We start from the raw sequence: 22,321 nt of genomic DNA on the forward strand, positions 1-22,321 counted from the left end.
ATGACCACTGGCCACTATAGAGCTGGGCTGCCTGCCACCCGCATAGGGTGACCATGTGACGCGGCTCTTACTGGCTGCTGGGGGAGGTGGCGACGCCGTAGCCGCCGCCATGATCCACGCAGCCGAACACGGCACCGACCAAGAAGCCCTGATCCTCACCTACGCGTGGGACCGGCTCCTCATCGACCCACGCCCAGGCCCACGCAGCGCGGCCGACTTCAGCGGCCTGGAAACGTTGGCCCCGGGTGTTCTCGCCATCCGCCCGACGTCAGCTCTCGTCGACCCGGTCGGCTCGTCGACCCTGCCCCGCCTCTCGGGTGAGATCAGGCCCGCGATCGCGCTCTTGGACCCGTACCGCGGCGCCGACGGCTTGACCGAGCAGATCACCGCAGCCATCAACCACACCGGTGCGGACAGCATCGAGATCATCGACGTCGGAGGCGACGTCATCGCCCGAGGCGACGAGCCCGGCCTACGCAGCCCGTTGGCGGATGCCCTCACCTTGGCCGCATGCGCGAACGCCCACGTGCCCACGGTCGTCACAGTCGCCGGCCCCGGCCTGGACGGCGAACTCCTCCAAGCCGAAGTCCTGTCCCGGCTCGGCGACCCGGCCTTCACCCTGACCCGCGACCAGACAACCGCCTTCCTCCCGGTCTTCACCTGGCACCCCTCGGAAGCCACAGCCCTGTTGTCGGCAGCCGCCCGCGGGACCCGAGGAGTCTGCGAGATCCGCGACGCCGGCCTACCGGTCGTACTCACCGAAGCCAGCGCCAGCGTCTACCGCGTCGACCTAGACGACGCCTTGGCCATCAACCTCCTGGCCCGCCGCCTGATCGCCACCACGTCCCTGGACCAGGCGGAACAAATCACCCGCGACGTCTGCGGCTTCAGCGAACTCGACCACGAACGCAACAAGGCAACCTGGCTCAACACAAGGCAACCGACGGACAGCAGCAAGGACGACCACTCGTCCCGCCTGCAAGCGTTCCTCACAGAAGCAGCCACCCGCAGCAGCGACTACGTCACGTTCCGCCGCCTAGCCGAAGCCCTGGAAATCCCCCAGGCCCAGTTGCCAGCCTTCCGAGCCGCTTTGATCACGACCACCCCTGACGCGGACTCGCCACTCGTCTGGCCCACGAGGACTTAAGCCCGCGCCGATCCCTACGGTCGGACGCCGCCGCGGAACGCCAGGACATGCAAGAGCCCGACCAGGCCCCCCGAACTCCAGATCAACCCCTTGGCGATCAGGTCCGGAACATCCGCAAGCGGCACCCACTCCATACGCGCCATCTCGCTCGTCTCGGTCGGCTCCGCGACCTGGGTGGCCCCCTCCCCCACGAACACTTCATGCCACGAGTCGACCATCCCGACCATGGGCTGAAAGCGCGCCACACGCCGGAAAGTGGCCGGCCGATAGCCGGTCTCCTCAAGCAACTCCCGAAGCGCCGTCTCCTCCGGGTCCTCCCCGGGTTCGACCAGCCCGCCGGGAATCTCCCACCCCCACCGGTCCGACACAAACCGATGCCGCCACATCATCAGGACCCGTTCCTGATCATCGATCAGCACCACCATGGCCGCAGTACGCAGCTTGATCACGTGATGCTCGAACCGCTCCCCATCAGGCAGTTCAACATCAGCCAGGAAGACACGCATCCATTCGTTGTCATAGATGATCCGCTCGCCATGAACGACCCAGGCCGAGGAAGTGTCATCGTCAATAACCACACAGGGACACTACCGGCCAAGCCGCCCTCAAGCCGGCCCCTGACAAAGACACCGAGCCGGATGAGCCGCCCCGGCCTTCACTTTTAGATTCGGCTTTATCCGTCAATCTGTTCGAACCGAGCATCCGGTCCCTTCCACCACGTCCAATGCAAGTCAGCTTCAAACCCAGAAAGTGGAACACCAGAGGTCTTTATCATTTGATCCTTATTGTCTAGAGACAAGCACTTTCGCTTATTCTGGACATCAAAGATGATTTCCAGATGCCACTCACAACTCGCAGCTTCAGTGGAACCGATGACGATAAGTTCACATGCTTCACCAGGCATTAGTTGAATTATTCTTTTATCGAAATATGGGACATCTCCGATCTGACGTCGCACTCCTTCATAACTGCATTCCCACGCGTTCGGGCTAGGGGAATCCAAATCGAAGCTCAGAAAGATGAAATCTACAGCCCCTGCCGGAGGATGTCGGACCCGTACGCCAGAAATCGGTGAAGAGACACGGGTTTTGACTACTCGAATTTCACGGATCACACAAGCCCTATTACTGCGGTTCTGGATCGACAGTCGCGCCCGCGACTCTCGGAAGTCATAGGCTCCACGCTCAGCGAGGTAGCGATACATATCGGACGAGGAGTGTGATTCTTTCGGAATATCAGCCAAAGAATCTGCACTGTCGAGCGCAAGCTTCCAATCGCCAGGAATTACTCGATCAAACTTTACGCGTAGTGGTTTCCTGCGATTCCATTGGTTTCGCAAAAAGCCCGTGCTGCGGACGACTGCGGCGCCAGTTGAAACTGTCACGAACTCCAAGGATGCCTCCTAGTCTCGGGTCAACTTCAGCACAACGCGACTAGAGTTCGCGAGCTTCGCAGAGTCACACTGCCGAATTTAGCTCTATTGGATCAAGCGGCGCGCTCCGCGCACCGACGTCCGGGGCCGCGCCGCGCGTGCGGCGCACCCGCCGGTCACGACGCGGCCCCGGACGCCACGAGTCGTGGCTACATCTCGCTCTCACGCGCTTCTTTGACCAGATCCGAAAGTCCATGAGAATCGTAGTAGTGAGCGTTTTGTTCGATCCTATGCGACAAATAATCCCGAATAATACTAAAGCCTGGATACGGACATTCAAAGGCAAAGTCTGCTTCGTCATACTCCAATCTGTAAACATATCTCCCGGACAGGGAATCCCCATCGGACATAAGAGCCATGCCCCCTTCAGTGCGAAAGAAGATGTCTACTTCATCCGCCGCAACATCGATGAGCCAATTGACCGCCTTTGTGGCCTCTGCTGTCAAGACATATACACACATGCGTTCAGTTTGAAACTCCGCAAAAAGCCGCTTGTATAGCTCAGGATCCCATCCGATGCCCTTATATTCTCTGCGCAAATGCCAAAAGTATTCACTTTCCCGAATCATGCAGGTTTGCAGGTGCCCAAGCAGATCGCCAATGACAGAATTCAAGTTACGAAAGGCTGCTTTCGTGCGGGGATATCGCACCGGCCATCGCATTCCAAGCATCCACATCCCGGCCTTGACCAGATTGTCATAGCGCGAATCCAAGAGTCTCGGAATGGCTGCATTTAACTCCGCCGTCAAGTCGCTCCAGCGATCGAGGTCAATCTTTTCTTCCCAGAGAGCGAGTAGAGCAACAGCTTGCTCTGAGATAGAGCGATCCATCTCACCGCTCGGACCGAGTCGATCCGCCACCTGTTTCTCATGTGAAGATTTCATATTGAGAATCAGTTCCACTGAAACATGCTTTCCATCATTCTTGTCGATCAAGGTGTGGTGAGTAGGACACAGAAGGATCAAGTTTGCATATGTATCCAACTTGGCAGAGTCATATTTCGCATCATATCGAGGGCCGTCTTTTCTTGCCGATCTAATGTGAGCCTCCTCTCCCATCACAATCCCAGCCTCTGCAAACATGGGCGAGTCTTCCCCTAGGTCAATTGTCAAAAGCTCCGCACACTGGGAGTATGCGCATCTGTTCCCAGCGCGCCCCCACAGCAGTTTCCGATTCAGCACACTGATTGACATATATCCAGCATGCCAGTTGCAACGGCCGCCCTGGGCTAATTCGACAGAAAGTGCGGTTCGAAGTGGGACTCCGCCCCAGACCCCGGCCCTCTCTCGGAGGGGGTGAGCAGGGCATACACGCTGCGGTTCGTGGATGGTCTTGGGGTCTGGGGGTTCCCTCCTCGATCGGGCACCGGAGGCGTACCCGGAACCCCGGAGGGGCGCAACGGCCGAGCGCGAGCGTCACGTTGTGAGCCGTTGCGCCCCTCCGGGAACCCGGGTCCGTGCAGGCATGCCTGATCGAGGAGGGAACCCCCAGACCGACCACCCACTTGTGGAGCGAGGCAGGCCCGGCTTGCGCACCAGATGCGCACCAGAACGGGGCGCGGCTCAGGGGTCCTCACGGGCACTCAGGGGATGCGCGAACGCCCTGCCGCAGGTGGGTTGTTGCGCACGTCGCGCCCAAGATCACAGGCAACCCTTCCAAGCTAGTGGTGCGAGTTCGATCCTCGTCACCCGCTCAGAAGTACGAAGGCCCAGGTCAGGGGATGTTTTCCCCGGTCTGGGCCTTCGTCGTATCTCGGGACTTTCGGCCCTTGTGTGGTTCTGGCGTGGCTTTGGCTTCTGAAGCGGGCTTGCGGGTTCGGGTCTCGTTCGGGGATTGGGGCGGACAGATTTTTCGTCGGCTTTGGTGTGGCTCCCGGCTCGATCGGGCTTGGTCCGGTGGGGCGACACGTCGGTGGCCGCGTGATCACGCTCACTGGATCGATGTGCCGCGATGGGGCCTGCCGGGGCGGCTTCGTGGTGGAGAGGCGGGTCTTTGGTCCCGGTGCCGAGCGACCTTTGTCCCGTAGTACTCCGGTGAGGCCCACGACCCCTCGAAGCCGTCACGGTCGGTGTACATGGCCGCCCCCGAGGCGGCTCGAGAACGGCCGAGGAGGGGGCTCGCGCGTCGAGCTTCGATGGCGGATCGATCGCGCATTCGATGCCGGTGTTCGTCCGGATCCGCCTGATGTCGGTCGGCGGCTTGGATGCCCGGAGGTGACAGGGGTCCGTTGTCGATGGGGTCTCGGCTGCGTGCCGGGCGGGTTATGGCTGGTGGGTGGTGAGGAGGGGGGCCATGGCTTCGAGGTGGGTGCGGTCGGTTTCGGGGGGCTGGAGGCGGGTGGGTTCGCGGTAGCGGGGGTCGAGGAGGACGTGGGCGATACCGAGGGTGGCGAGGGTGGCCAGGTCCGTCTCGATTTGCGGGAGGGTGCCCTCGCCGGGGAGGCGGTCGGCGTCGGGGATCGGGGTGGTGGTGACTCGGAGTGGGGTGCGCAGGGCGACCGTGGGGGTTGGGCGGGCGGCCTCTTCGGCGGCGGCGCGGAGGGCGGGGAGGCCCTGCTTTTCGAGCCATTGCGGGGTGACGCCCAGGGGGTGCCAGGTGTCGCCGTGGCGGGCCGCGCGGCGGATGGCGGCGGGGCTGTTGCCGCCGATCCACAGCGGTGGGCGCGGGGATTGCAGCGGGCGCGGGGCGGTGTGCACGTTGTGGAAGGAGGTGTGGGTGCCCTCGAACGAGGCGACGTCCTCGGACCACAGCGTGTGCAGCGCCGCGAGGTATTCGTCGGTGATCCGGCCGCGCTCGGCGTACGGGATCTTCAGCGCGGCGAACTCCTCCTCGGCCCAGCCGATGCCGATGCCCAGGACCAGGCGGCCTGCGCTGTACCGGTCCAGGTTGGCGGTCACTCGGGCGGTCAGCAGTGGGTCGCGGTAGGGCAGGATCAGGACGGTGGTGCCCAGTCGGATTCGCTCGGTACGGCCGGCCAGCCAGGCGAGGGCGGTCAGCGGTTCGTAGAAGGGCGCCGGGTATTGGGCGGCGACGTCCGAGGTGACCGCGATGTGGTCGGACAGCATGGCCAGGTCCAGGCCGAGATCCTCGGCATGCCGGACCGAGGTCAACATCGCGTCGGGGCTCGCGGTGGGCCCGTAGTTGGGAATGTTCACGCCGAATCTCATGTACGCCTCCGGGTTGGCCTCGATCGGTCGGCTACGTCGGACTGTCGGCAACACTGACTCGACCGTAGGGCCTGGCACTCGACTCGGGGCCGGATCGAAGGAAGCCCACGCGCGCCACGGGCGGTGAGCGCAGCGAGGAGCCCGCATCGCGGATGCCGTGCCGGGCGCGGCACTAGGGGAGGTTGATCGCGGTTATGCCGGTGAGGACCAGGATGGTGGCTGCTATTCGGTGGCGGCCGTAGGTCTCGTGGAAGATCAGGGTGCCGATGATCGCGCCGAAGACGACCGAGGTTTCGCGGAGGGCGGCGATCGTGGCCAGGGTGCCTCGGGTTTGGGCCCAGATGACGAGGGTGTAGGCGGCGAGTGACATCGCGCCGCCGAGCAGGCCCCAGGCGCGTTGCGGGTTGGGGGTGGTGGTGGGGTCTCGGCGGGCGCGGAGGCGCAGGACCAGGATGGTCGGGGCCGATTCGAGGACGAACAGCCAGGCCGCGTACGACATCGCCGAGCCCGAGGAGCGTGCGCCGACGCCGTCCAGGACCGTGTACAGCGCTATCGCGCAGCCGGTGGCCAGTGCGGCCAGGACCGCGGTGGCCTCGCTGCGGCGCGGGATGCCGCCGGCCAGGGCGAGGACCAGCATGCCCACCGAGATCACCACGACACCGACGGTCTGCGTCAGAGTCAGGTACTCGTGCAGCAGGGTCACCCCGATCAGCGCGGTGACCCATGGGGAGGTGCCGCGCGCGATCGGATACACCTGGCCGAAGTCGCCCAGCCGATACGTCTCCAGCAGGAGCAGGTTGTAGACCATGTGCAGGGCCGCCGAGCCGAGCAGCCACGGCCAGGCGCCGGCGGCCGGGACGCCGACGAACGGCAGGCAGGACAGGCCGATGGCCAGGCTTGCCACCTGGATCATCACCATCGTCCCGAGCCGGTCCTTGAGCCCGTGCGCGAGCGCGTTCCAGGCCGCGTGCAATCCCGCCGAGCCCAGCACGGCGACGGTGACGGCGGGCGTCACGTGCGCTCGCGCGGCGGCCGGGCCGGCGTACGGAGGGCGCCGGTCGCAGCGGCGTCCCCGTTCGGAGCGGCTTCGTCGGTCCGGAGTCGGACGGCGCGCTCGGGCGCCCGGGAGCAGGTCATTCGGGGCATCCAAGCACGGGACATCCAAGCACGGAGGGCGGAATAATGACTTTCCATATGACGCACGCCTCTTCCGAAGACGCCTCCTCCGCCCGCACTCTCTCCGTCCCCTCCGTCCCCGCCACCCGCCGTACCCCCGCCGCCCGCGCCGCCTCCGCCCTCGCCTCGTTGCGCGGCCTCGCGCTGGGTGACGCGCTCGGCGCCCAGTTCTTCGTCCCCGACAACCTCCCGCACCTGGCCGATCGCAGCCTGCCGAGCGGCAGTTGGCCGTGGACCGACGACACCGAGATGGCCTGCGTCCTGCATGCCGAGTTGACCGGGCGCGGCACCGTCGACCAAGACGAGTTGGCCAAGTCCTTCGCTCACCGGCACGACTTCGATCGGGGCTACGGGCCGTCCACGAACCGGATGTTGCGCCTGGTTCGCCAAGGCGGTGATTGGCGCACGCTGGCCGCCGAACCCTTCGACGGCCAGGGCTCGTGGGGCAACGGGGCGGCGATGCGCGTCGGGCCGCTGGGCGCGTGGTTCGCGGACGACCTCGACATGGTGGCGGAGCAGGCCGCGTTGTCGGCCGAGGTCACGCACACCCATCCCGAGGGCGTCGCCGGCGCGGTCGCGGTGGCCGTCGCGGCGGCAGGCGCGGTGACCCTGGGCCGACCGGGTGCGGGCGACTTCGTGAGCTTCGTCCGCGATCGCACCCCCACCGGCCTGGTCCGCGAACGGCTGGGCGCGGCACTGGATCTGGTGGACCGTCAGGACTCCCGCGCGGTCGGCCGGATACTCGGCAACGGTCGCGAGGTGAGCGCACCGGACACGGTCCCGTTCGCGGTGTGGTCCGCGTCCCGGCACCTCGACGACTACCCGGCGGCCTTCTGGTCCACCGCGAGCGCGGGCGGCGACGTGGACACCACATGCGCGATCGTCGGCGCGATCGTGGGTGTCCGGGCCGATGTGCCCGCCGAGTGGACGAGGCATGTGGAACCGCTGCCGACATGGTGGCAGGAGGCGGTGGCGAACTTCCCGCTCAAATAGTTGGCAGAGTTCGCCGAGGTGCACGATGATGAGCGCGCTCTCGTCGCGACGCGCCGATCGGCACCAACTTGCCGTCGGGGCAGGCCGGTTCGTAATGCGTCGCGGAGAGCCCCGACTCGTTCGTCGCCGGCTGAACCGTCTTGTGGGGAGACGTGGTCCGGGCTGCGAGTTCGGTGTGTCGACTTCCTGATGGCCCGTCACACTCTCTTCGCGGCCCGCCGCGTCGTGCTCTCGCGCGACGCTGCGAACCGGCGTGGTGCGTCGGAGCGGGCCGCATTCCTCGGAGGAACCCGTTCCATGCGCACATCCATGTCTCGACTGGGCTCGATCCTGATCACCGGTGCACTGCTCGTTGCGGCGACCGCGTGCGGTTCCGACGACGACAAGAAGGACAGCGGGAAATCGGCCGCCGGCACGCCGAGTCCGAGCGCACCGACCGCGCCGTCAGCGCCGTCAGCGCCGATTCCGGGTACGCCGATGGCCGGCACGACGCCGCCGGCTGCCCCGTCCTCGGCCGCCGGCGCGGTTTCCGCGTTGACCGGCCCGCAATTGGAGAAGGCCGTACTCACCGCCGCCGACCTCCCACAAGGCGTCTACCTGACCCGGCCCGCGGCCGGGTCGGACGACCGGGCGACCGCGACGCCCGCCGACTGCCAACCGCTCGTGGACCTGTTCCTGCCGAGGCAGGGCGCCACGAAGCCGGCCGCCGTCGCACAGGCCTTCGTGTCGATCGGCACCCCGATCCCCACCGGCGTGATCGGTAGCGAGTTGTTCTCCTTCTCGGGCACCGACGCCGAAACCGTGATGGCCAAGGGGCGCGCGGCCCTGAAGAACTGTGGGTCGGTGTCGATGAAGGACCCCGAGGGGGAGACCTCGACGATCAAGCACACCGAGGTCGCCCACCCGAAGCTCGGCGACGACACGTTGGCGATCACCAGCTCGCCCGAGGACGGCGGCGCACGCGCGTCGATCGCGATCCGGGTCGGCTCCACGCTGATCGTGATCAGCTCCGCGGACCTTTCCGGCAACACCGTCAAGGTGCCGGAACTCGCCCTGGTCACCAAGCAGGTCGAAAGGATCACGGCAGCGGCGAAGTCGTGATTCCCGACGGGTCGGCGGTGAATGGTTGGCAAATGCAAGCAGGTTCCAGCATGATGTTGCCGCTCTCGTTGCGCCCCCCGTCGACGGGGCGGCCGCGCCCGGCCGGACACGGCCGACGCTTCGGCTCCGGGGCGGCGAACTCCGCCCGATCGGCGCCGGATGCCCTGCTCGTGGGTGGGATGAGCGTGCGGCCGGTCGGCCGCTGTTCCGCTTCCTGATGGCCCATCGGATCCCGATCGGCCCGATCGCCGTCCTCGTCCGGCGTTCGGGCCCCACCGGAACGACCGAGCTTCTCCGAAGGAACCTCGTATGCGCAGAATCGTGATTCGGGTGGGAACGGCGGTGATCGCCGGGGCTGTGCTCCTGGCGGCGACCGCGTGCGGTCGCGACGAGGAGGCGTTGGCGCGCGAGTACGCGAACACGGCCACGCCCGAGGCGACGGCCGCGGCGACACCGGCACCGTCCGGGACCGCCCCGGCGGGCTCCGCGCCGCCGGCCGCCGGGCCGCCCGCCTCCGGCCCGCCCGCCGCGGACTCCTCCGCCGGGGAGCCTCCGCCCGCACAACCCCCCACCGACGAGTCGGCCGCCCCGTCCGAGAACGGCAACGGGACCGGTTCCGACCCGTCCGCGCAATCCCGCCTCGATGCCGCCCTGTTGACCGCTGCGGAGATGCCGCCCGGTGCCTACGAGGCCGTCTCGAACGACCGCACCGAACTCCGGCAGACCGCGCGGGACACCGCGTGCCAGCCGCTGATCGACCTGCTGCGCCCGGCCCAGGCCGCCGGCGCGCCCACCGCGTCCGCGCAGGCGTCGGTGACCAGGGGCGACCCGACACCGAACGGCTTCACCATCGTCGAGCTGTTCGCCTTCACCGACGCCGGCGCGCGGAACCTGTTCACCCAGGGCCGCGACGCGCTGAAATCCTGCGCGTCGATCACCTCCACCGACGCCGAGGGCGAGACGAGCACCGACGCGTACGCCGCGATCGCGCACGCCACCCTCGGCGACGAGTCGTTGGCGGTCGGGATGACCCCCGAGGCGGGCGGCGCGCTGGGCCAGATCGTGGTCCGGATCGGCTCGACGGTCGTGGTGGTCAGCAACGCGGACCTGTCCGCGACCACACCCACGCTTCCGGCCGACGACCTCGTCTCCCGCCAGATCGCCAAGCTCACGGCCGCCCCGCGCGTCTGACACGGCCCGCATCCCGGCACCCGGTCGGCGCGCCCGAGCGCCGACCGGGTGCCCCCTCGACGCTCGCCTGCGCCAACTCGACGCCCACCGGTGCCCGCTCGACGCCTGCCGGTGCCCACTCGACGCCCACCACCGCGTGCGACACGCTCTCGACGGGGGGCGCCGAGCACGGTCAGCTCGAGTCGCGGGCCCGCAACGTCATCCGCCACATGTCCAGATCGCCCTGGATCGCCCCCTCGCCGACCGCGACGATGGCCGCCGCCACCGCGCTCATCGGCTTCAACTCCTCGAAGGCGACCGAGGTCAGCCGGGGCCGGACCATCTCGCACAGGCTCAGGTCGTCCGTCCCGACGATGGCGAGTTGCTCCGGGATCGCGACGCCCACGTCGGCCAACGCGCCCATGAGCAGCGCGGCGTATTCGTCGTTGTAGCCGTACACCCCGTCGGGACGCCCCTCGTCCCGCCACTCCCCCGCGATCCGCGCGGCCTCGGCCGGATCCTCGGCCATCTCCACGACCCGCACCGTGCCACCCGCCGCCTCGGCCGTGGCCCGGAAGCCCTCGAGCCGTTCCAGGCCCATCTCGGCCAGGCCCGGCTCGCGCGGCACCACCACGGCGAAGTCGCGCCGACCCCGTTCGATCAGATGCTCGGCGGCCCGGCTGCCCGCCGCCTCGTGATCGGCCTTCAGAGTGAGCGCGACCGGCGCGGGGCTGTGGCCCAGGGCCACCACGGCGATCCCGCGCGAGGTCAGGTATTCGACGCCGTCGGCCGACATCCGCTCCGGCAGGACCAGCACCACCGCCGGGTTCAGCGCGCCCCACGCCTTCGCCGCCTCGATGCCGTGCGCGGCGGGATTGCCGTGGATCACCAGGGTGTACCCCAGGGCGTGCAACTCGCGGGCCAGGCCGTCCAGGAAGCGCTGGATCAGTTGTCCGAACGGCACCACGTAGGTCGGCACGATCACCAGATCGGTCCGCCCGCGCCGCAACGATCGCGCGTCCGAACGCGGCTCGTAACCCAGCCCGGCGGCGACCTCACGGACCCGGCGCCGGGTCTCCTCGGGGATACGGCTGTCCACGACATCGTTCATCGCGTACGACACGGTCGCGCGCGAAACGCCTGCGGCGCGGGCCACATCGGCCCCGGTCGGGGGGCGTCTCGTTGTGCTCATGGGGCGATTGTCGCCCAGGTCGGGGCCGCACCGGGCATGTGGCCCGCCGTGCCGGTCCTCGTGTCGACGTCCCCGTCCCAATTGGCTGATTATGCGTCAGGAAGGCCCGGTCGCATCGCGACCGGGCCTTCCGAATTCCTCGGCGAGCCTCACCCGCCGAAAACGACGAGGAGACTCATCCGGCGAGCCTCACCCGCCGAAGGCGACGAGGAGCCTCATCCGACGAGCTCCTCCCGCCGAAGGCGGCAAGGAGACTCACCCGACGACCATGGCGAGGAGACTCACCCGATGAAGGTGATCCGGTCCGCCGCCGGCGGCGCCAACGGCGCGCTCGCCGACGAATGGGCCGCGAAGTAGGCCAGCAGCGCGTCCAGATCGGACCCGCCGACCAGCTTGTTCGTACCGGTCTTGAAGGCGGCGAAGCCGTCGCCGCCGCCGGCCAGGAACTCGTTCGCGCTGACCTTGTAGGTCGCGGCCGGGTCGATCGGCACGCCGTTGAGCTTGACGCTGCCCGCCACGATCTTCGCCGCGCCGGTCTGCGACCGGTCGGTCGTGTAGGTCAGGCCCTTCGATATCTGCAACACCTTCGGGCTGGCCGCGTTGCCACCCGTGTACTGCTGCGCGAGCAGGTCGAGCACGGCCTGACCCTTGAGGTCCAGGGTCTGCATCATGTTGGTGAACGGCTGCACCGTGAACGCCTCGCCATAGGTGACGACGCCGTCCCCATCGGTGCCGGCCGCCGCGTATTGCAGGTCGGAACGGATCCCGCCCGGGTTCATGAACGCGATCTGCGCACCGCCCTTGTCGGCCGGCGCGGTCGCCTCCAACTGCGCGTCGGCGATCACGTCACCGAGCGGCGACTCGGGCGTGGTCGCGCCGCGTCCGCGAATGTCGCCGGAGATGTAGCCGATCGAGCGGTTGGACACCGGGGCCGCGAGCTTCTGCCAGTCGGCCAGCAGACTGGTCAGGTCCGGGGCCTTCGGGCTGTCCCGGCGTACGACCGTGTTCGTCGCCTTGACCGACGTGCGCACGATGTCACGGGTGCGCTTGTCGTAGGTCGCGTCGATCTTGGTGTACACCTTGCCGAACGACGAAGCGCTGGTGACCATCCGCGGCTTCCCGGCCGGGTCCGGGATGTTGCACGAGTACGCCTGGTGCGTGTGGCCGGTGACGACCATGTCGATCGCCGGGTCCAGGCCCTTGGCGATGTCCACGACCGGACCGGACAGGCCCAGGTTGCCGCCCGCGTTGCAGTCGTAGTTGTACGCGTTGTTCGCGGGCAGGCCGCCCTCGTGCAGCAGCACCACGATCGACTCGATGCCGATCAGCCGCAACCACGGCACGATGTTGTTGGCGGTCTGGATCTCGTCCTTGAACTTCAGGCCCTTGACACCCTCGGCGGTGACGATGTCCGGGGTGCCCTCCAGGGTCATGCCGATGAAGCCGACCCGCGCGCCGCCCACGTTCTTGACGGTCACCGGGGCCAGGATCGGCAGGCCGGTGCGCTCGTCGAGCACGTTGGCCGCGAGGTACTGGAAGTCGGCTCCCTTGAACGTGCGGCCCGGGGTGTAGCAGCCCTCGGTGGGGTGGCAGCCACCCCACTGCATGCGCTGGAGTTCCTTCTTGCCCTCGTCGAACTCGTGGTTGCCCACCGAGGTGACGTCCAGGCCGACCTTGTTCAGCGCCTCGATGGTCGGCTCGTCGTGGAACAGGCCCGACAGGAGCGGGCTCGCCCCGATCATGTCGCCGGCCGCGATGGTCAGCGAGTTGGGGTTCTTCGCCCGCTCCGCGCGCAGTTGGGTCGCGAGGTGCTCGATGCCGCCGGCCGGGATCGCGACGGGCTTGCCGTCGGGACCGATCTCGGTGACGTTGCCCGCGGAACCCTGCGGTTCCTCCAGGTTGCCGTGCAGGTCGTTGAGCGCGAGGAATTGCAGATCCGTCGTGCCGGAGGGCCGGCCCTGGCCGGCGCGTGCGTCGGCGGTCGCCGTGCCGCCCATGGCGAGCAGGCTCGCGGCGACCAGGCCGGTGAGGGCGAGGCGACCGCGGCGTCGTCTAATCCCGAGCATGGGATCCCTTCCGATGGCGCGCAGTGGTGACGCGCGTAGAAACGGGGACTGAAGGTGTCACGAAGGCAGAGATTAGGGGCAGTTCCCCGACCGGCACGAGACCTCACGCGAAACCGTTTCGTGAAACCGTCGTGAACTCGGGCGACCGCCGCGCGCACAGGGCATGATCAACCACCGTTTCCCACCCCCGGGCACTGGGCAGCCGTACGGCGTGGCACCTAAAAGGGAGGGATGTCCGCGATGCGCGTGGAATTCGCGACCGAACCGGGTCATCCGGGCAAACCGAACGAGGACTTCGTCGTCGCGGGGCCGACGACGCTGGTGCTGCTGGACGGTGTGACGTCGAGTTCGGACAACGGATGCAAGCACGGTGTCCCGTGGTTCGTCGAGCGGTTGGGCACCGCCCTGTTCACGCACAGCGGCGGCCGGCCGGACCGGTCCCTGGCCGAGTGTCTGCACGACGCCATCGAGGACACCTCGGCCCTGCACGTGGACGGCTGCGACCTGGCCCGGCCGGACGCGCCCGCCGCGACGGCGGTGGTGGCGCGCGTGGTCGAGGACCGGTTGGAGTACCTGGTGTTGTCCGACTCGACGCTGTTGATCGAGCGGGACGAGGACCTGACCGTGATCACCGACGATCGCCTGGACGTGATCGGCGTGGCCGCTCGCCGGCGCCGGGACGCGCATGCGACCGGCACACCCGAGTACCTGACGGCACATCAGGAGTACGCGGACACCCTGCGGGCGGCGCGGAACGTGGCCGGCGGCTACTGGGTCGCGGCGGCCGATCCGGAGGCGGCGGGCGAGGCGTTGACGGGCGGACTGGACCTGGGCGAGGTACGCGCGCTCGCCGTGTTGAGCGACGGGGCCAGCCGACTGGTCGACCGGTTCGGGCTGAGCGACTGGGATCGACTGATGACCACGCTGCGGCACTTCGGGCCGGCCGAGGTGTTGGCGCGGGTCCGGGCCGCGGAGGCCTCCGACGCGGACGGCACGCGCTGGCCACGCGGCAAGCCCTGCGACGACGCGACGGCGGTGTGGGCTCTGGTGTAGCCGGCCCGCGGACAGGCTCCGGACGCCGGACCGCGCCCCGACCCGGCCCCAACCCCCGACCCCCGACCCCCGAACGCCGAACGCCGGACGGGCCGTCGACGACCCGACCGGCGTTCGACGCGCCGCCGGACTATTTCGGCAGCACGCTCTCGATCGCGGCGATCAGGTTCGGGTCGTGCGGGTCGGTCTGCGGCCGGAACCGACCCACGATCGCGCCGTCGGCGGAGAGCAGGAACTTCTCGAAGTTCCACTGCACGTCACCCGCGCCGCCCTCGGCGTCGGAGGCCGCCGCGAGCACGTCGTAGAGCGGATGCCGGTCCGGTCCGTTGACGTCGATCTTCTCGGTGAGCGGGAACGTGACGCCGTAGGTCGTGGAGCAGAACTCGAGGATCTCCTCGGCGCTGCCCGGCTCCTGACCCATGAACTGGTTGCAGGGCACGCCCACGACGGTGAAGCCGCGCGCGCCCAGTTCCTTCTGGAGTTCCTCCAGGCCGGTGTACTGCGGGGTCAGGCCGCACTTGGACGCGACGTTGACGACCAGTGCGACCTTGCCCTCGGTGACACCGCCCAGGGTCGTACGCTTCCCCTCCAGCGTGGCGATGGGGGTATCGAGGATGCCCATGATCGTTGTCCTTCCTGCGTGGTGCCGCTCGCAGCGACGCGATCCGATGACGTGGAGCGCTCCGAGACGGCGCGAGTAAGACCTGAAGACTCGACGCTATCGAGCACAGCGGTAGGCTGCCCGACCGCGTCAGGCCGAATCACCACGCCGTGTGGCGTACACATCCGCCAGTCCCGCGCGCCACCCCACCGCACACGGACCGGTGATCGCCGCGCGCTTGCCGGTGTCCTGTACCTGACCGCGCAGCGTGCCCGGTTGCTCGCGCACCACCACCTCGGCCGGCAGGCCGCTCAGATCGGCCATGTGCGCCGCCCAGTCCTGCACGCTCACCGGCTCGTCGCCGCCCCAGTTGACCACCGTCGCGGGGGTGGACGCCGCGTCCAGCAGGGCCGCCGTCTGGCTGTTGATGTCGTCCTGGTGGATCGGGCTGTACATGCACGGATCCCAGCGGGTGACGATCGGTTGCCCGGCCAGCACCGCGTCCAGGTGCATCGTCGGCAGGCCGCCGCCCGGGCCGTAGGAGGCGTTCATCCGGGCGATCACCACCGGGAGGTCGAACGCGCGGGCGCAGTAGCGCGCCACCGCCTCCTCGGCGGTCTTGGAGACCGAGTAGGTGGGCGCGTGCGAGACGTTGGCGTCGCCGAGCGGGTCGGTCTCACGGAAGACGTGCATCGGGTCGGGATGCGGCTTGAGCACCGACGCGGTGGACATCACCAGCGCCGCCTTGGCCCGTCGACAGTGCTGGAGCAGCAGCCCGGTGCCCTCCGCGTTGACCCGCAACGCCTCGTCGTAGTCCAGCCCGGGACCCTGGAAGGTGGCCAGGTGCAGGACGTGGGTGAAGTCCTCGGGCAGCTCGCCGAAGTCGCCCGAGCCCAGGTCGACGGCGCGCGTGGTCACGCCCAGCGCGTCCACCCGCTTGCGGTCCTCGGCGTTCGAGAAGCGGGCGATGCCCCATACCTCGTTGTCCCGGGCCAGGTACTCGGTCAGCGGGTAGGCGATCTGGCCCGCGGGGCCGGTGATCAGGATCTTCTCGCCGGACAGCATGCGGCTCCTCGGGGACTCGGGTACGCGATCCGTAACGGATCCGGCTGCGATCCGTACGCGAAGTACGACGTCGAGCTTCGACGGTACATCTGACGTACCGTCATATCCGAGACGGAGCAGGGAGGCCAGAGCGGTCGTACGTGGCCCCGGACACCCTCGTGCGTGGCCCGGGAACCCGCGCGCGGGTTCCCGGGCATCCTCGCGCCGGTCCCCGGACACCCCGATGGCGCCCACCGCACGGGGGTGGCGGGGGCGCCAGGGGTATCGAGGATGGGTCTGCGGGCTCCGACGGCGGGCCTCGAACGCGCCGCCGGGGCGCGAACTCAGACCTCGATCTCCTCCTCGATACGCTTGAGGCTGTGTCGGGCCAGCGCGAGGTTGGCGCGGTCCTTCATCAGCACGATGTAGAGGAACAGACCCTTGCCGGCCCGGCCGGTCAGCGGCCGGATCACGTGGTACTGCTTCCCGAGCGTGATCAGGACGTCCTCGATCTGGTCGCCGAGGTGCAACATCTCCATCGTGCGCATCTTCGCGCGCATCACGTCGGTGTTTCCGGCGGCGGCCACGTTCAGGTCGAGTTCCTTGCTGCCGCCGAGAATTCCGAGCGCCATTCCGCTCGTGTAGTCGACGAGGGCCACACCCACGGCGCCCTCGATCGTCATTGCTTCCTTGAGGGCCGTTTCCATATTGGCCATGATTGCCTCCGGGGCGATCGGCGGTGCGGCTTTCCGGTGGACTCCGACAGGCTCGTCCTCGGGCACTGCTGCGACACCCGGGGTCGGCGGCCCGACCGGGATCACCTCGATCGGGTCGGCGTCGACTGCCGCGTTGGGATGGGCCTCGATTGCTTCGATGACATCCGCCTCGGTCACAGGGGTCCACTCGCTGTCGGACCCGGTCGGCAGGTCGCCTGATCTGCGCCGGGACGGCCTCGACCGTCGCGGGGGTTGTGCCATCTCCGCCCAACTCCTCGCGATCGGGCTCCTCGATGTCGAAGCCCGCGCGGGTGAACCCCGCCGGCCCGCGTCCGCCTTGGCCCGCACCGGCACCGGATCGCCGCGGCCGAACACGGGCGTCGCCGAGGGCGCCCGTGCGCCGATACTCACGACCTCCGTCGAATTCACGCCCCCGCCGCTCAAGTCACGCGCCCCTTCCCCCTGTGTGCGCCCGTTCCATCCGCGCGCCCGTACTTTGCGCGTTGCCCGTATCTTGTGCGTCTGTTGCGGGTCTGGGAATTCGAGTTCGACTGCTTCGAACTCGACGTCCCGGACTCACTGAACGGCAGCGTAGAAGCAGCTCGAAGAGCCCTGCGGGCAATATTCGATTAATTTCCGGAAACCCGGTCCGGACGCGACCCGGGCGCTAAAATCCCCTGCCCCGCACGAACGGCCCGCCGTCGGGGGCTGTCCTGGGAAGTGACTCGCCGGTAGCGTCGGCCGCGATCCCCCGCCCGAATACCCGTCCGAGTCGAGTTCGAGGAGACGCACATGTCCGGCACCGATGCTCCGCAGGCCCAGGACGTGCAGGGCCGGCAGCCGACCCCGCCGCAGCCGGTGTCCCCGGCCGACCTGAGCTTCGCCCTGCCGCCCACGTTCGAGACCGTCGAACAGGAGCGCCGGCACCGCAAGGAGCGGTTGACCGCGGCGCTGCGGCTGTTCGGTCGGTTCGGCTTCGAGGAGGGGGTGGCCGGCCACATCACCGCGCGTGATCCGGAGCTCACCGATCACTTCTGGGTCAACCCGTTCGGGATGTCGTTCAAGCACATCACCGTGGACGACCTGATCCTGGTCAACCACGAGGGACAGGTCGTCGAGGGTCGATTCCACGTCAACCAGGCCGCGTTCGCGATCCACTCGCAGATCCACGCGGCCCGTCCCGACGTGGTCGCGGCGGCACACAGCCACTCCGTGCACGGCCGGGCGATCTCCGCACTCGGCATCCGGCTCGAACCGATCACGCAGGACGTGTGCCCGTTCTACGAGGACCACGAGCTGTTCGACGATTACGCGGGCGTCGTACTCGATGCCGAGGAGGGCCGCCGCATCGCCAAGACGCTCGGCCCGCGGAAGGCGCTGATCCTGCGCAACCACGGCCTGCTCACGGTGGGGCAGTCGGTCGACGCGGCGGCGTGGTGGTTCATCACCATGGAGCGCTCCTGCCAGGTACAGCTGCTCGCCCAGGCGGCCGGTGAGCTCAAGCCGATCACGCCGGAGAACGCGCGGCTGACCCGGGAACAACTGGGCAACGACACGGTTGCCTGGATCAACTACAAGCCGCTGTACGACGTGATCAGCCGCTCCGAACCGGACCTGTTCGGCGTGGACGGCCCGATGACGATCTGATCACCCGACGATCCGATCACCGCGGTCGGCGCCGGATCCGGGCAATCCGGTCCCGGCCGCCGACCGGATCCGCCGACCGGGCGCAATCTCGCCGATATCCGGCCGCGTCGGGAGTCAAATCACCCGGTTGCGGAAAGTACAACAGCATGTACGAACGGAGCCTTCCGCGGCACTTCGCCCGCTCGGCGCGGCCCGCCCGCCCGCGCGCCCGGGTGTGGCTGCCCGAGGTCGCGAGCCCGGTCGACCCCTCGGTGCTGTGGCGCCGGGTCGGCCAGTTCGTGGTGGACGTGCTGGCGTCCGCGCTGTTGCCCGGCGCCGCGATGTTCCTGTTCGTCCTGCTGCCCACACATCCCGACGGTTCGATCCGCAGCGGCCCGCTGACCGCGACGATCACCGTCGGTGTGCTGCTGGTCGCGCTGGCGATCCTGTTCTGGTACTGGGTACTGCGGCCCGCCGAGCACGACGGGCGCACGTGGGGCATGCAGATGTTCGGCATCCGGGTCGTGGACGTGTCCGGCGGGCGGGCGGGGCGGCGTCAGCTCGGGATCCGCTGGCTGCTGCTGTGCGTCGACGCGTTCGCGCTCGGCGCGGTCGGCCTGGCCGCGGTGCTCACCAGCGAGCGGCGCCAGCGGGTCGGTGACCGGGTCGCGGGCACCGTGGTGGTCCGGGGCCGAGGACCCGGCCTGAACTGAGCACCGCACGGCGTGGCTCGGCGCCGCGCCGCGCTCACCACGCCGCACCGCACCGCGTCCCGCCGCACCGAGCCGCACCCGTCGACGATCACGCTCCGGAATGCGGCAATTGCTCGACCGCTCCGCCCGCATTGTGGTCTTGCGCACGGTTTGCAAAAGCCATCTTGTCGCCATGTCCATCCGACCACTAGTGTCGGCTCGCCGTGGTGCTCGGGAAGCCGGTTCGATGCCGGCGCGGCCCTCGCCACTGTGATCGGGAAGTTCTCCTCCACCCCCGCGGAAACGTTGATTCGTCGCCGCGGGAAGCCACTGGGACCGCTCGCGCGGCCCCGGGAAGGCGGAGACGTGAACGTACGACCCGTCAGCCAGGAGACCGGCCACGGCGATCGTCCGTCCACGAGGTGTTGGAGAGGGACCCTTCCTCATGCATATCGCAGAGGGCTATCTGCCCTGGGAACACGCTGCCGCCTGGGGCGTCGCGTCGGCCCCGTTCGTCGTCCACGGCACCCGCGCGCTCACCCGCGAGGTGCGCGACAAACCCGAGAACACCCTGCTGCTCGGCGCGTCCGGCGCGTTCTCGTTCGTGCTGTCCGCGCTGAAGATCCCTTCCGTCACCGGTAGTTGCTCGCATCCCACCGGCACCGGACTGGGCGCGATCCTGTTCCGGCCGCCGATCATGGCCGTACTGGGCACGATCACCCTGCTCTTCCAGGCGTTGCTGCTCGCGCACGGCGGGCTGACCACGCTCGGCGCGAACGTCTTCTCCATGGCGATCGTCGGCCCGTGGGCCGGCTACGGCGCGTATCGGCTGGCCCGTTCGCTCCTGGACGGACGCGGCGGCACCACCCCGCTGGATGTCGCGGTGTTCGTGGGCGCGTTCGTCGCGGACCTGAGCACCTACTGCGTCACCAGCGTGCAGTTGGCCCTGGCCTTCCCCGACCCGGACAGCGGATTCGCGGGCGCGTTGGCCAAGTTCGGCGGCATCTTCTCCCTCACCCAGATCCCGCTGGCGATCAGCGAGGGTCTGCTGACCGTCCTGGTCGTGCGCTTGTTGCGGCAGTCCAGCCGAGGCGATCTGGTCCGGCTCGGTGTGGTCACGGACGCGCGGATCGCGCGCGAGGAGGAGAAGTCCAAGTGAAGCGCTCCACGAAGATCAACCTGCTGATCGTGGTGGCCGTGGTGCTGCTCGCGGTCCTGCCCGTGGTGTTCGGCATGGGCGACCACAAGGACGAGCCGTTCACGGGCGCCGACACCCAGGCGGAGACCGCGATCACGGAGAACGACCCGGACTACGAACCGTGGTTCAGCCCGTTGTACGAACCGCCGTCCGGAGAGATCGAGTCCGGCCTGTTCGCGTTGCAGGCCGCCCTCGGCGCGGGCGTGGTCGGCTACATGTTCGGGGTCAAGCGCACCCGCCGCCGGCTCGCGCCGGACGCCTCGGACACGCCCGACGAACCGACCGCCGCTTCGGCGAATGCCGAGGCGACACCGGCGGACCAGACGCCGGCCTCGGTCCCGGGCCGCTGATCCCGTGCTGCCGATCGACGCGGCGGCGCACGCGAGTTCGTGGCGTCACCGCCATCCGGCCGACAAGGCCGTGCTCTCCTTCGGGCTGCTCGGGTGCGCGGTGGCGCTGCCGCCGTGGCCCGGCGCGGTCGTGGTCGCGGCGACCGTCCTGGTCGTCGCGTTCGGCTTCGCGCGCGTGCCCGCCCGGCGGTTGTGGCGGGCCGCCCGCGCGCCGCTCGGATTCGCCGCCACCGGCGCGCTCGCCCTGCTCGTCACGATCGGCGCGGACGGCGTCGGCTGGGCCCCGGACGGGCCGCGCCACGCCGCCGAGTTGCTCGCCCGCTCCACCGCCGCGGGCCTGGCGATGCTGCTGTTCGCGTTCACCACACCGCTGTCGGACGTACTGCCGAGGCTGACCCGGGTGGGCGTGCCGGCCGCCGTGGTGGACGTCGCCGCGGTGATGTATCGGATGTTGTTCCTGCTCTACGACACGACCACGCGGATCAACCAGGCCCAGGCGGGCCGGCTGGGTCATCGCACCCGGCGAGCCCGTTGGCGCTCGGTGGCCGGGCTCGGCTCGGCGGTCTTCGTGCACGCGTTCGCCCGCGCCCAGCGCCTGGAGGCGGGTCTGGCCGGACGCGGCTACGACGGGCGCCTGCGGGTGCTGGTGGACGAGGTACGCGTCTCGCGGGCGTTCGTCGCGGGCTCCCTGTTCGTCGTGGCGGCGGTCGTCGCCGCCACTCTTCTCCTGGTATCGGTGGTGCCGTGATTCCGTTGCGGGTACGAGAGATCGGCTACGCCTACGAGGACGGGCCGGCCGTGTTGAGCGGACTGTCCCTGTCCGTTCCGACCGGACGCGCGCTGGCGCTGCTGGGGCCCAACGGCAGCGGGAAGACCACGCTGCTGCGGCTGTTGACCGGCGGCCTGACACCGGACTCGGGGCGGGTCGAACTGCACGAGGTGCCGATTCGGCACGACCGCAAGGGGCTCACCGCGCTGCGGCGGGCCGTGCAACTGGTCGTCCAGGATCCCGACGACCAGCTCTTCTCGGCGTCGGTGGCCCAGGACGTCTCGTTCGGGCCGCTCAACCTGGATCTTGACCCGGCCGAGGTGCGCTCACGGGTGGCCGAGGCGCTGGCCGCGCTCGGGATCACCGAACTGGCCGAGCGGCCCGTGCACCTGCTGTCCTTCGGACAGCGCAAGCGGGTCGCCATCGCCGGCGCGATCGCGATGCGGCCCGAGGTGCTGGTGCTGGACGAGCCGACCGCGGGCCTGGATCCGGCCGGGCAGGAAGCGCTGTTGCACACGCTCGACCACTTGCGTGCGACCGGGACGACGGTGGTGATGGCCACCCACGACGTGGACCTCGCGCTGCGCTGGGCCGACGACGCGGCGGTCCTCGCACACGGGCGCCTGCACACCGGGCCGGCGCACGAATTGCTCGCGGACACCGAGTTGCTGGCCGCCGCGAGCCTGCGGCCGACCTGGGCGCACGCGGCCGCCGCCGTACTGGCGGCACACGGGCTGGCCCCGGCGGGCACCCTGCCGCGCACGCCCGCCGAACTGGCCGCCCTGGCCGTGCGTGCGACCCCGACCACCGCGGAACCCGCCCACTGAG

At 68.9% G+C, this 22,321-nt stretch carries 21 protein-coding genes, 1 pseudogene and 1 riboswitch; of the genes and pseudogenes, 11 read left to right on the forward strand and 11 right to left on the reverse strand.

Going from position 1 to position 22,321, the window contains the following annotated elements; translation table 11 throughout:
* The first annotated feature begins 55 nt into the window (after window positions 1-55).
* Complete coding sequence (locus OG948_RS12595) at window positions 56-1,147, forward strand: DUF1152 domain-containing protein (RefSeq protein WP_406296251.1); 1,092 nt, start codon at window positions 56-58, stop codon at window positions 1,145-1,147.
* 14 nt (window positions 1,148-1,161) lie between these two features.
* Here the strand turns inward: OG948_RS12595 and OG948_RS12600 are convergent, their stop codons facing one another.
* The 6 genes and pseudogenes from OG948_RS12600 to OG948_RS12625 all read right to left on the reverse strand — a co-directional run bounded on the left by OG948_RS12600 (window position 1,162) and on the right by OG948_RS12625 (window position 6,761).
* Window positions 1,162-1,725: an NUDIX hydrolase gene (locus tag OG948_RS12600; RefSeq protein ID WP_406296253.1), complete on the reverse strand. Its 564-nt coding sequence runs from the start codon at window positions 1,723-1,725 to the stop codon at window positions 1,162-1,164.
* Between the two features lie 95 nt (window positions 1,726-1,820).
* Window positions 1,821-2,540, reverse strand: coding sequence for a hypothetical protein (locus OG948_RS12605; RefSeq protein ID WP_406296255.1), 720 nt, complete (start codon window positions 2,538-2,540; stop codon window positions 1,821-1,823).
* Between the two features lie 188 nt (window positions 2,541-2,728).
* Window positions 2,729-3,514, reverse strand: coding sequence for a hypothetical protein (locus OG948_RS12610; protein WP_406300404.1), 786 nt, complete (start codon window positions 3,512-3,514; stop codon window positions 2,729-2,731).
* Window positions 3,515-3,772, reverse strand: a pseudogene (locus tag OG948_RS12615) (HNH endonuclease); the annotation flags it as partial.
* Between the two features lie 1,068 nt (window positions 3,773-4,840).
* A complete protein-coding gene (locus tag OG948_RS12620; protein WP_406296256.1) occupies window positions 4,841-5,746 on the reverse strand; it encodes a TIGR03619 family F420-dependent LLM class oxidoreductase in 906 nt (301 codons plus the stop codon).
* A gap of 172 nt (window positions 5,747-5,918) precedes the next feature.
* Window positions 5,919-6,761, reverse strand: coding sequence for an EamA family transporter (locus tag OG948_RS12625; protein ID WP_406296257.1), 843 nt, complete (start codon window positions 6,759-6,761; stop codon window positions 5,919-5,921).
* A gap of 179 nt (window positions 6,762-6,940) precedes the next feature.
* Here OG948_RS12625 and OG948_RS12630 point away from each other — a divergent pair, with 179 nt between their 5' ends.
* The 3 genes from OG948_RS12630 to OG948_RS12640 all read left to right on the forward strand — a co-directional run bounded on the left by OG948_RS12630 (window position 6,941) and on the right by OG948_RS12640 (window position 10,207).
* Window positions 6,941-7,915 (forward strand): ADP-ribosylglycohydrolase family protein, encoded by a 975-nt coding sequence (locus tag OG948_RS12630; RefSeq protein ID WP_406296259.1) that lies wholly within the window; start codon window positions 6,941-6,943, stop codon window positions 7,913-7,915.
* A gap of 297 nt (window positions 7,916-8,212) precedes the next feature.
* Window positions 8,213-9,016, forward strand: coding sequence for a hypothetical protein (locus tag OG948_RS12635; protein ID WP_406296260.1), 804 nt, complete (start codon window positions 8,213-8,215; stop codon window positions 9,014-9,016).
* Window positions 9,017-9,325: 309 nt separating this feature from the next.
* Window positions 9,326-10,207, forward strand: a complete 882-nt coding sequence (locus OG948_RS12640) for a hypothetical protein (protein ID WP_406296262.1) — start codon at window positions 9,326-9,328, stop codon at window positions 10,205-10,207.
* Between the two features lie 172 nt (window positions 10,208-10,379).
* On the opposite strand, the gene OG948_RS12645 is transcribed toward OG948_RS12640, so the two are convergent.
* Together OG948_RS12645 and OG948_RS12650 are read right to left on the reverse strand one after the other, a co-directional pair.
* The gene (locus OG948_RS12645) at window positions 10,380-11,378 is read right to left on the reverse strand and encodes a LacI family DNA-binding transcriptional regulator (RefSeq protein ID WP_406296264.1); all 999 of its coding nucleotides are present in this window, start codon (window positions 11,376-11,378) and stop codon (window positions 10,380-10,382) included.
* Window positions 11,379-11,659: 281 nt separating this feature from the next.
* Window positions 11,660-13,444 (reverse strand): bifunctional metallophosphatase/5'-nucleotidase, encoded by a 1,785-nt coding sequence (locus OG948_RS12650; protein ID WP_406296266.1) that lies wholly within the window; start codon window positions 13,442-13,444, stop codon window positions 11,660-11,662.
* Between the two features lie 240 nt (window positions 13,445-13,684).
* Between OG948_RS12650 and OG948_RS12655 the strand changes: the two genes are divergently transcribed.
* The gene (locus tag OG948_RS12655; RefSeq protein ID WP_406296268.1) at window positions 13,685-14,497 is read left to right on the forward strand and encodes a protein phosphatase 2C domain-containing protein; all 813 of its coding nucleotides are present in this window, start codon (window positions 13,685-13,687) and stop codon (window positions 14,495-14,497) included.
* Between the two features lie 130 nt (window positions 14,498-14,627).
* Here OG948_RS12655 and OG948_RS12660 read toward each other — a convergent pair whose 3' ends face one another.
* The 3 genes from OG948_RS12660 to OG948_RS12670 all read right to left on the reverse strand — a co-directional run bounded on the left by OG948_RS12660 (window position 14,628) and on the right by OG948_RS12670 (window position 16,858).
* The gene (locus OG948_RS12660) at window positions 14,628-15,119 is read right to left on the reverse strand and encodes a glutathione peroxidase (RefSeq protein WP_406296270.1); all 492 of its coding nucleotides are present in this window, start codon (window positions 15,117-15,119) and stop codon (window positions 14,628-14,630) included.
* Between the two features lie 129 nt (window positions 15,120-15,248).
* Window positions 15,249-16,163, reverse strand: a complete 915-nt coding sequence (locus tag OG948_RS12665; RefSeq protein ID WP_406296272.1) for an NAD-dependent epimerase/dehydratase family protein — start codon at window positions 16,161-16,163, stop codon at window positions 15,249-15,251.
* A 323-nt stretch (window positions 16,164-16,486) separates the two neighbouring features.
* Window positions 16,487-16,858, reverse strand: a complete 372-nt coding sequence (locus tag OG948_RS12670) for a hypothetical protein (protein ID WP_406296274.1) — start codon at window positions 16,856-16,858, stop codon at window positions 16,487-16,489.
* A gap of 792 nt (window positions 16,859-17,650) precedes the next feature.
* Between OG948_RS12670 and OG948_RS12675 the strand changes: the two genes are divergently transcribed.
* The 6 genes from OG948_RS12675 (at window position 17,651) to OG948_RS12700 (ending at window position 22,320) form a co-directional block, all read left to right on the forward strand.
* Window positions 17,651-18,505, forward strand: coding sequence for a class II aldolase/adducin family protein (locus OG948_RS12675; RefSeq protein ID WP_406296275.1), 855 nt, complete (start codon window positions 17,651-17,653; stop codon window positions 18,503-18,505).
* Between the two features lie 146 nt (window positions 18,506-18,651).
* Window positions 18,652-19,197, forward strand: coding sequence for an RDD family protein (locus tag OG948_RS12680; RefSeq protein ID WP_406296277.1), 546 nt, complete (start codon window positions 18,652-18,654; stop codon window positions 19,195-19,197).
* Between the two features lie 187 nt (window positions 19,198-19,384).
* Window positions 19,385-19,594: riboswitch (cobalamin riboswitch) on the forward strand.
* A 27-nt stretch (window positions 19,595-19,621) separates the two neighbouring features.
* The gene (locus OG948_RS12685) at window positions 19,622-20,335 is read left to right on the forward strand and encodes an energy-coupling factor ABC transporter permease (RefSeq protein WP_406296279.1); all 714 of its coding nucleotides are present in this window, start codon (window positions 19,622-19,624) and stop codon (window positions 20,333-20,335) included.
* Window positions 20,332-20,724, forward strand: a complete 393-nt coding sequence (locus tag OG948_RS12690) for an energy-coupling factor ABC transporter substrate-binding protein (RefSeq protein ID WP_406296281.1) — start codon at window positions 20,332-20,334, stop codon at window positions 20,722-20,724. Before OG948_RS12685 ends, OG948_RS12690 begins: the two co-directional genes overlap by 4 nt.
* Before the next feature lie 4 nt (window positions 20,725-20,728).
* Window positions 20,729-21,472 (forward strand): cobalt ECF transporter T component CbiQ, encoded by a 744-nt coding sequence (gene cbiQ / locus OG948_RS12695; protein WP_406296283.1) that lies wholly within the window; start codon window positions 20,729-20,731, stop codon window positions 21,470-21,472.
* Window positions 21,469-22,320 carry an energy-coupling factor ABC transporter ATP-binding protein gene (locus OG948_RS12700; protein ID WP_406296285.1) on the forward strand — a complete coding sequence of 284 codons (852 nt, stop codon included), beginning with the start codon at window positions 21,469-21,471 and terminating at the stop codon, window positions 22,318-22,320. The genes cbiQ and OG948_RS12700 overlap by 4 nt, the downstream gene beginning before the upstream one ends.
* The last annotated feature ends 1 nt before the right edge of the window (window position 22,321 follow it).

Source organism: Embleya sp. NBC_00888, from assembly GCF_045207655.1.
Lineage (GTDB): Bacteria > Actinomycetota > Actinomycetes > Streptomycetales > Streptomycetaceae > Embleya.

Coding starts and splice junctions, on each gene's coding strand:
- OG948_RS12635 (WP_406296260.1), top strand. CDS start 8,213: ATGCGCACATCCATGTCTCGACTGGGCTCGATCCTGATCACCGGTGCA.
- OG948_RS12645 (WP_406296264.1), bottom strand. CDS start 11,378: ATGAGCACAACGAGACGCCCCCCGACCGGGGCCGATGTGGCCCGCGCC.
- OG948_RS12670 (WP_406296274.1), bottom strand. CDS start 16,858: ATGGCCAATATGGAAACGGCCCTCAAGGAAGCAATGACGATCGAGGGC.
- OG948_RS12665 (WP_406296272.1), bottom strand. CDS start 16,163: ATGCTGTCCGGCGAGAAGATCCTGATCACCGGCCCCGCGGGCCAGATC.
- OG948_RS12680 (WP_406296277.1), top strand. CDS start 18,652: ATGTACGAACGGAGCCTTCCGCGGCACTTCGCCCGCTCGGCGCGGCCC.
- OG948_RS12655 (WP_406296268.1), top strand. CDS start 13,685: ATGCGCGTGGAATTCGCGACCGAACCGGGTCATCCGGGCAAACCGAAC.
- OG948_RS12640 (WP_406296262.1), top strand. CDS start 9,326: ATGCGCAGAATCGTGATTCGGGTGGGAACGGCGGTGATCGCCGGGGCT.
- OG948_RS12675 (WP_406296275.1), top strand. CDS start 17,651: ATGTCCGGCACCGATGCTCCGCAGGCCCAGGACGTGCAGGGCCGGCAG.
- OG948_RS12630 (WP_406296259.1), top strand. CDS start 6,941: ATGACGCACGCCTCTTCCGAAGACGCCTCCTCCGCCCGCACTCTCTCC.
- OG948_RS12620 (WP_406296256.1), bottom strand. CDS start 5,746: ATGAGATTCGGCGTGAACATTCCCAACTACGGGCCCACCGCGAGCCCC.
- OG948_RS12650 (WP_406296266.1), bottom strand. CDS start 13,444: ATGCTCGGGATTAGACGACGCCGCGGTCGCCTCGCCCTCACCGGCCTG.
- OG948_RS12660 (WP_406296270.1), bottom strand. CDS start 15,119: ATGGGCATCCTCGATACCCCCATCGCCACGCTGGAGGGGAAGCGTACG.
- OG948_RS12685 (WP_406296279.1), top strand. CDS start 19,622: ATGCATATCGCAGAGGGCTATCTGCCCTGGGAACACGCTGCCGCCTGG.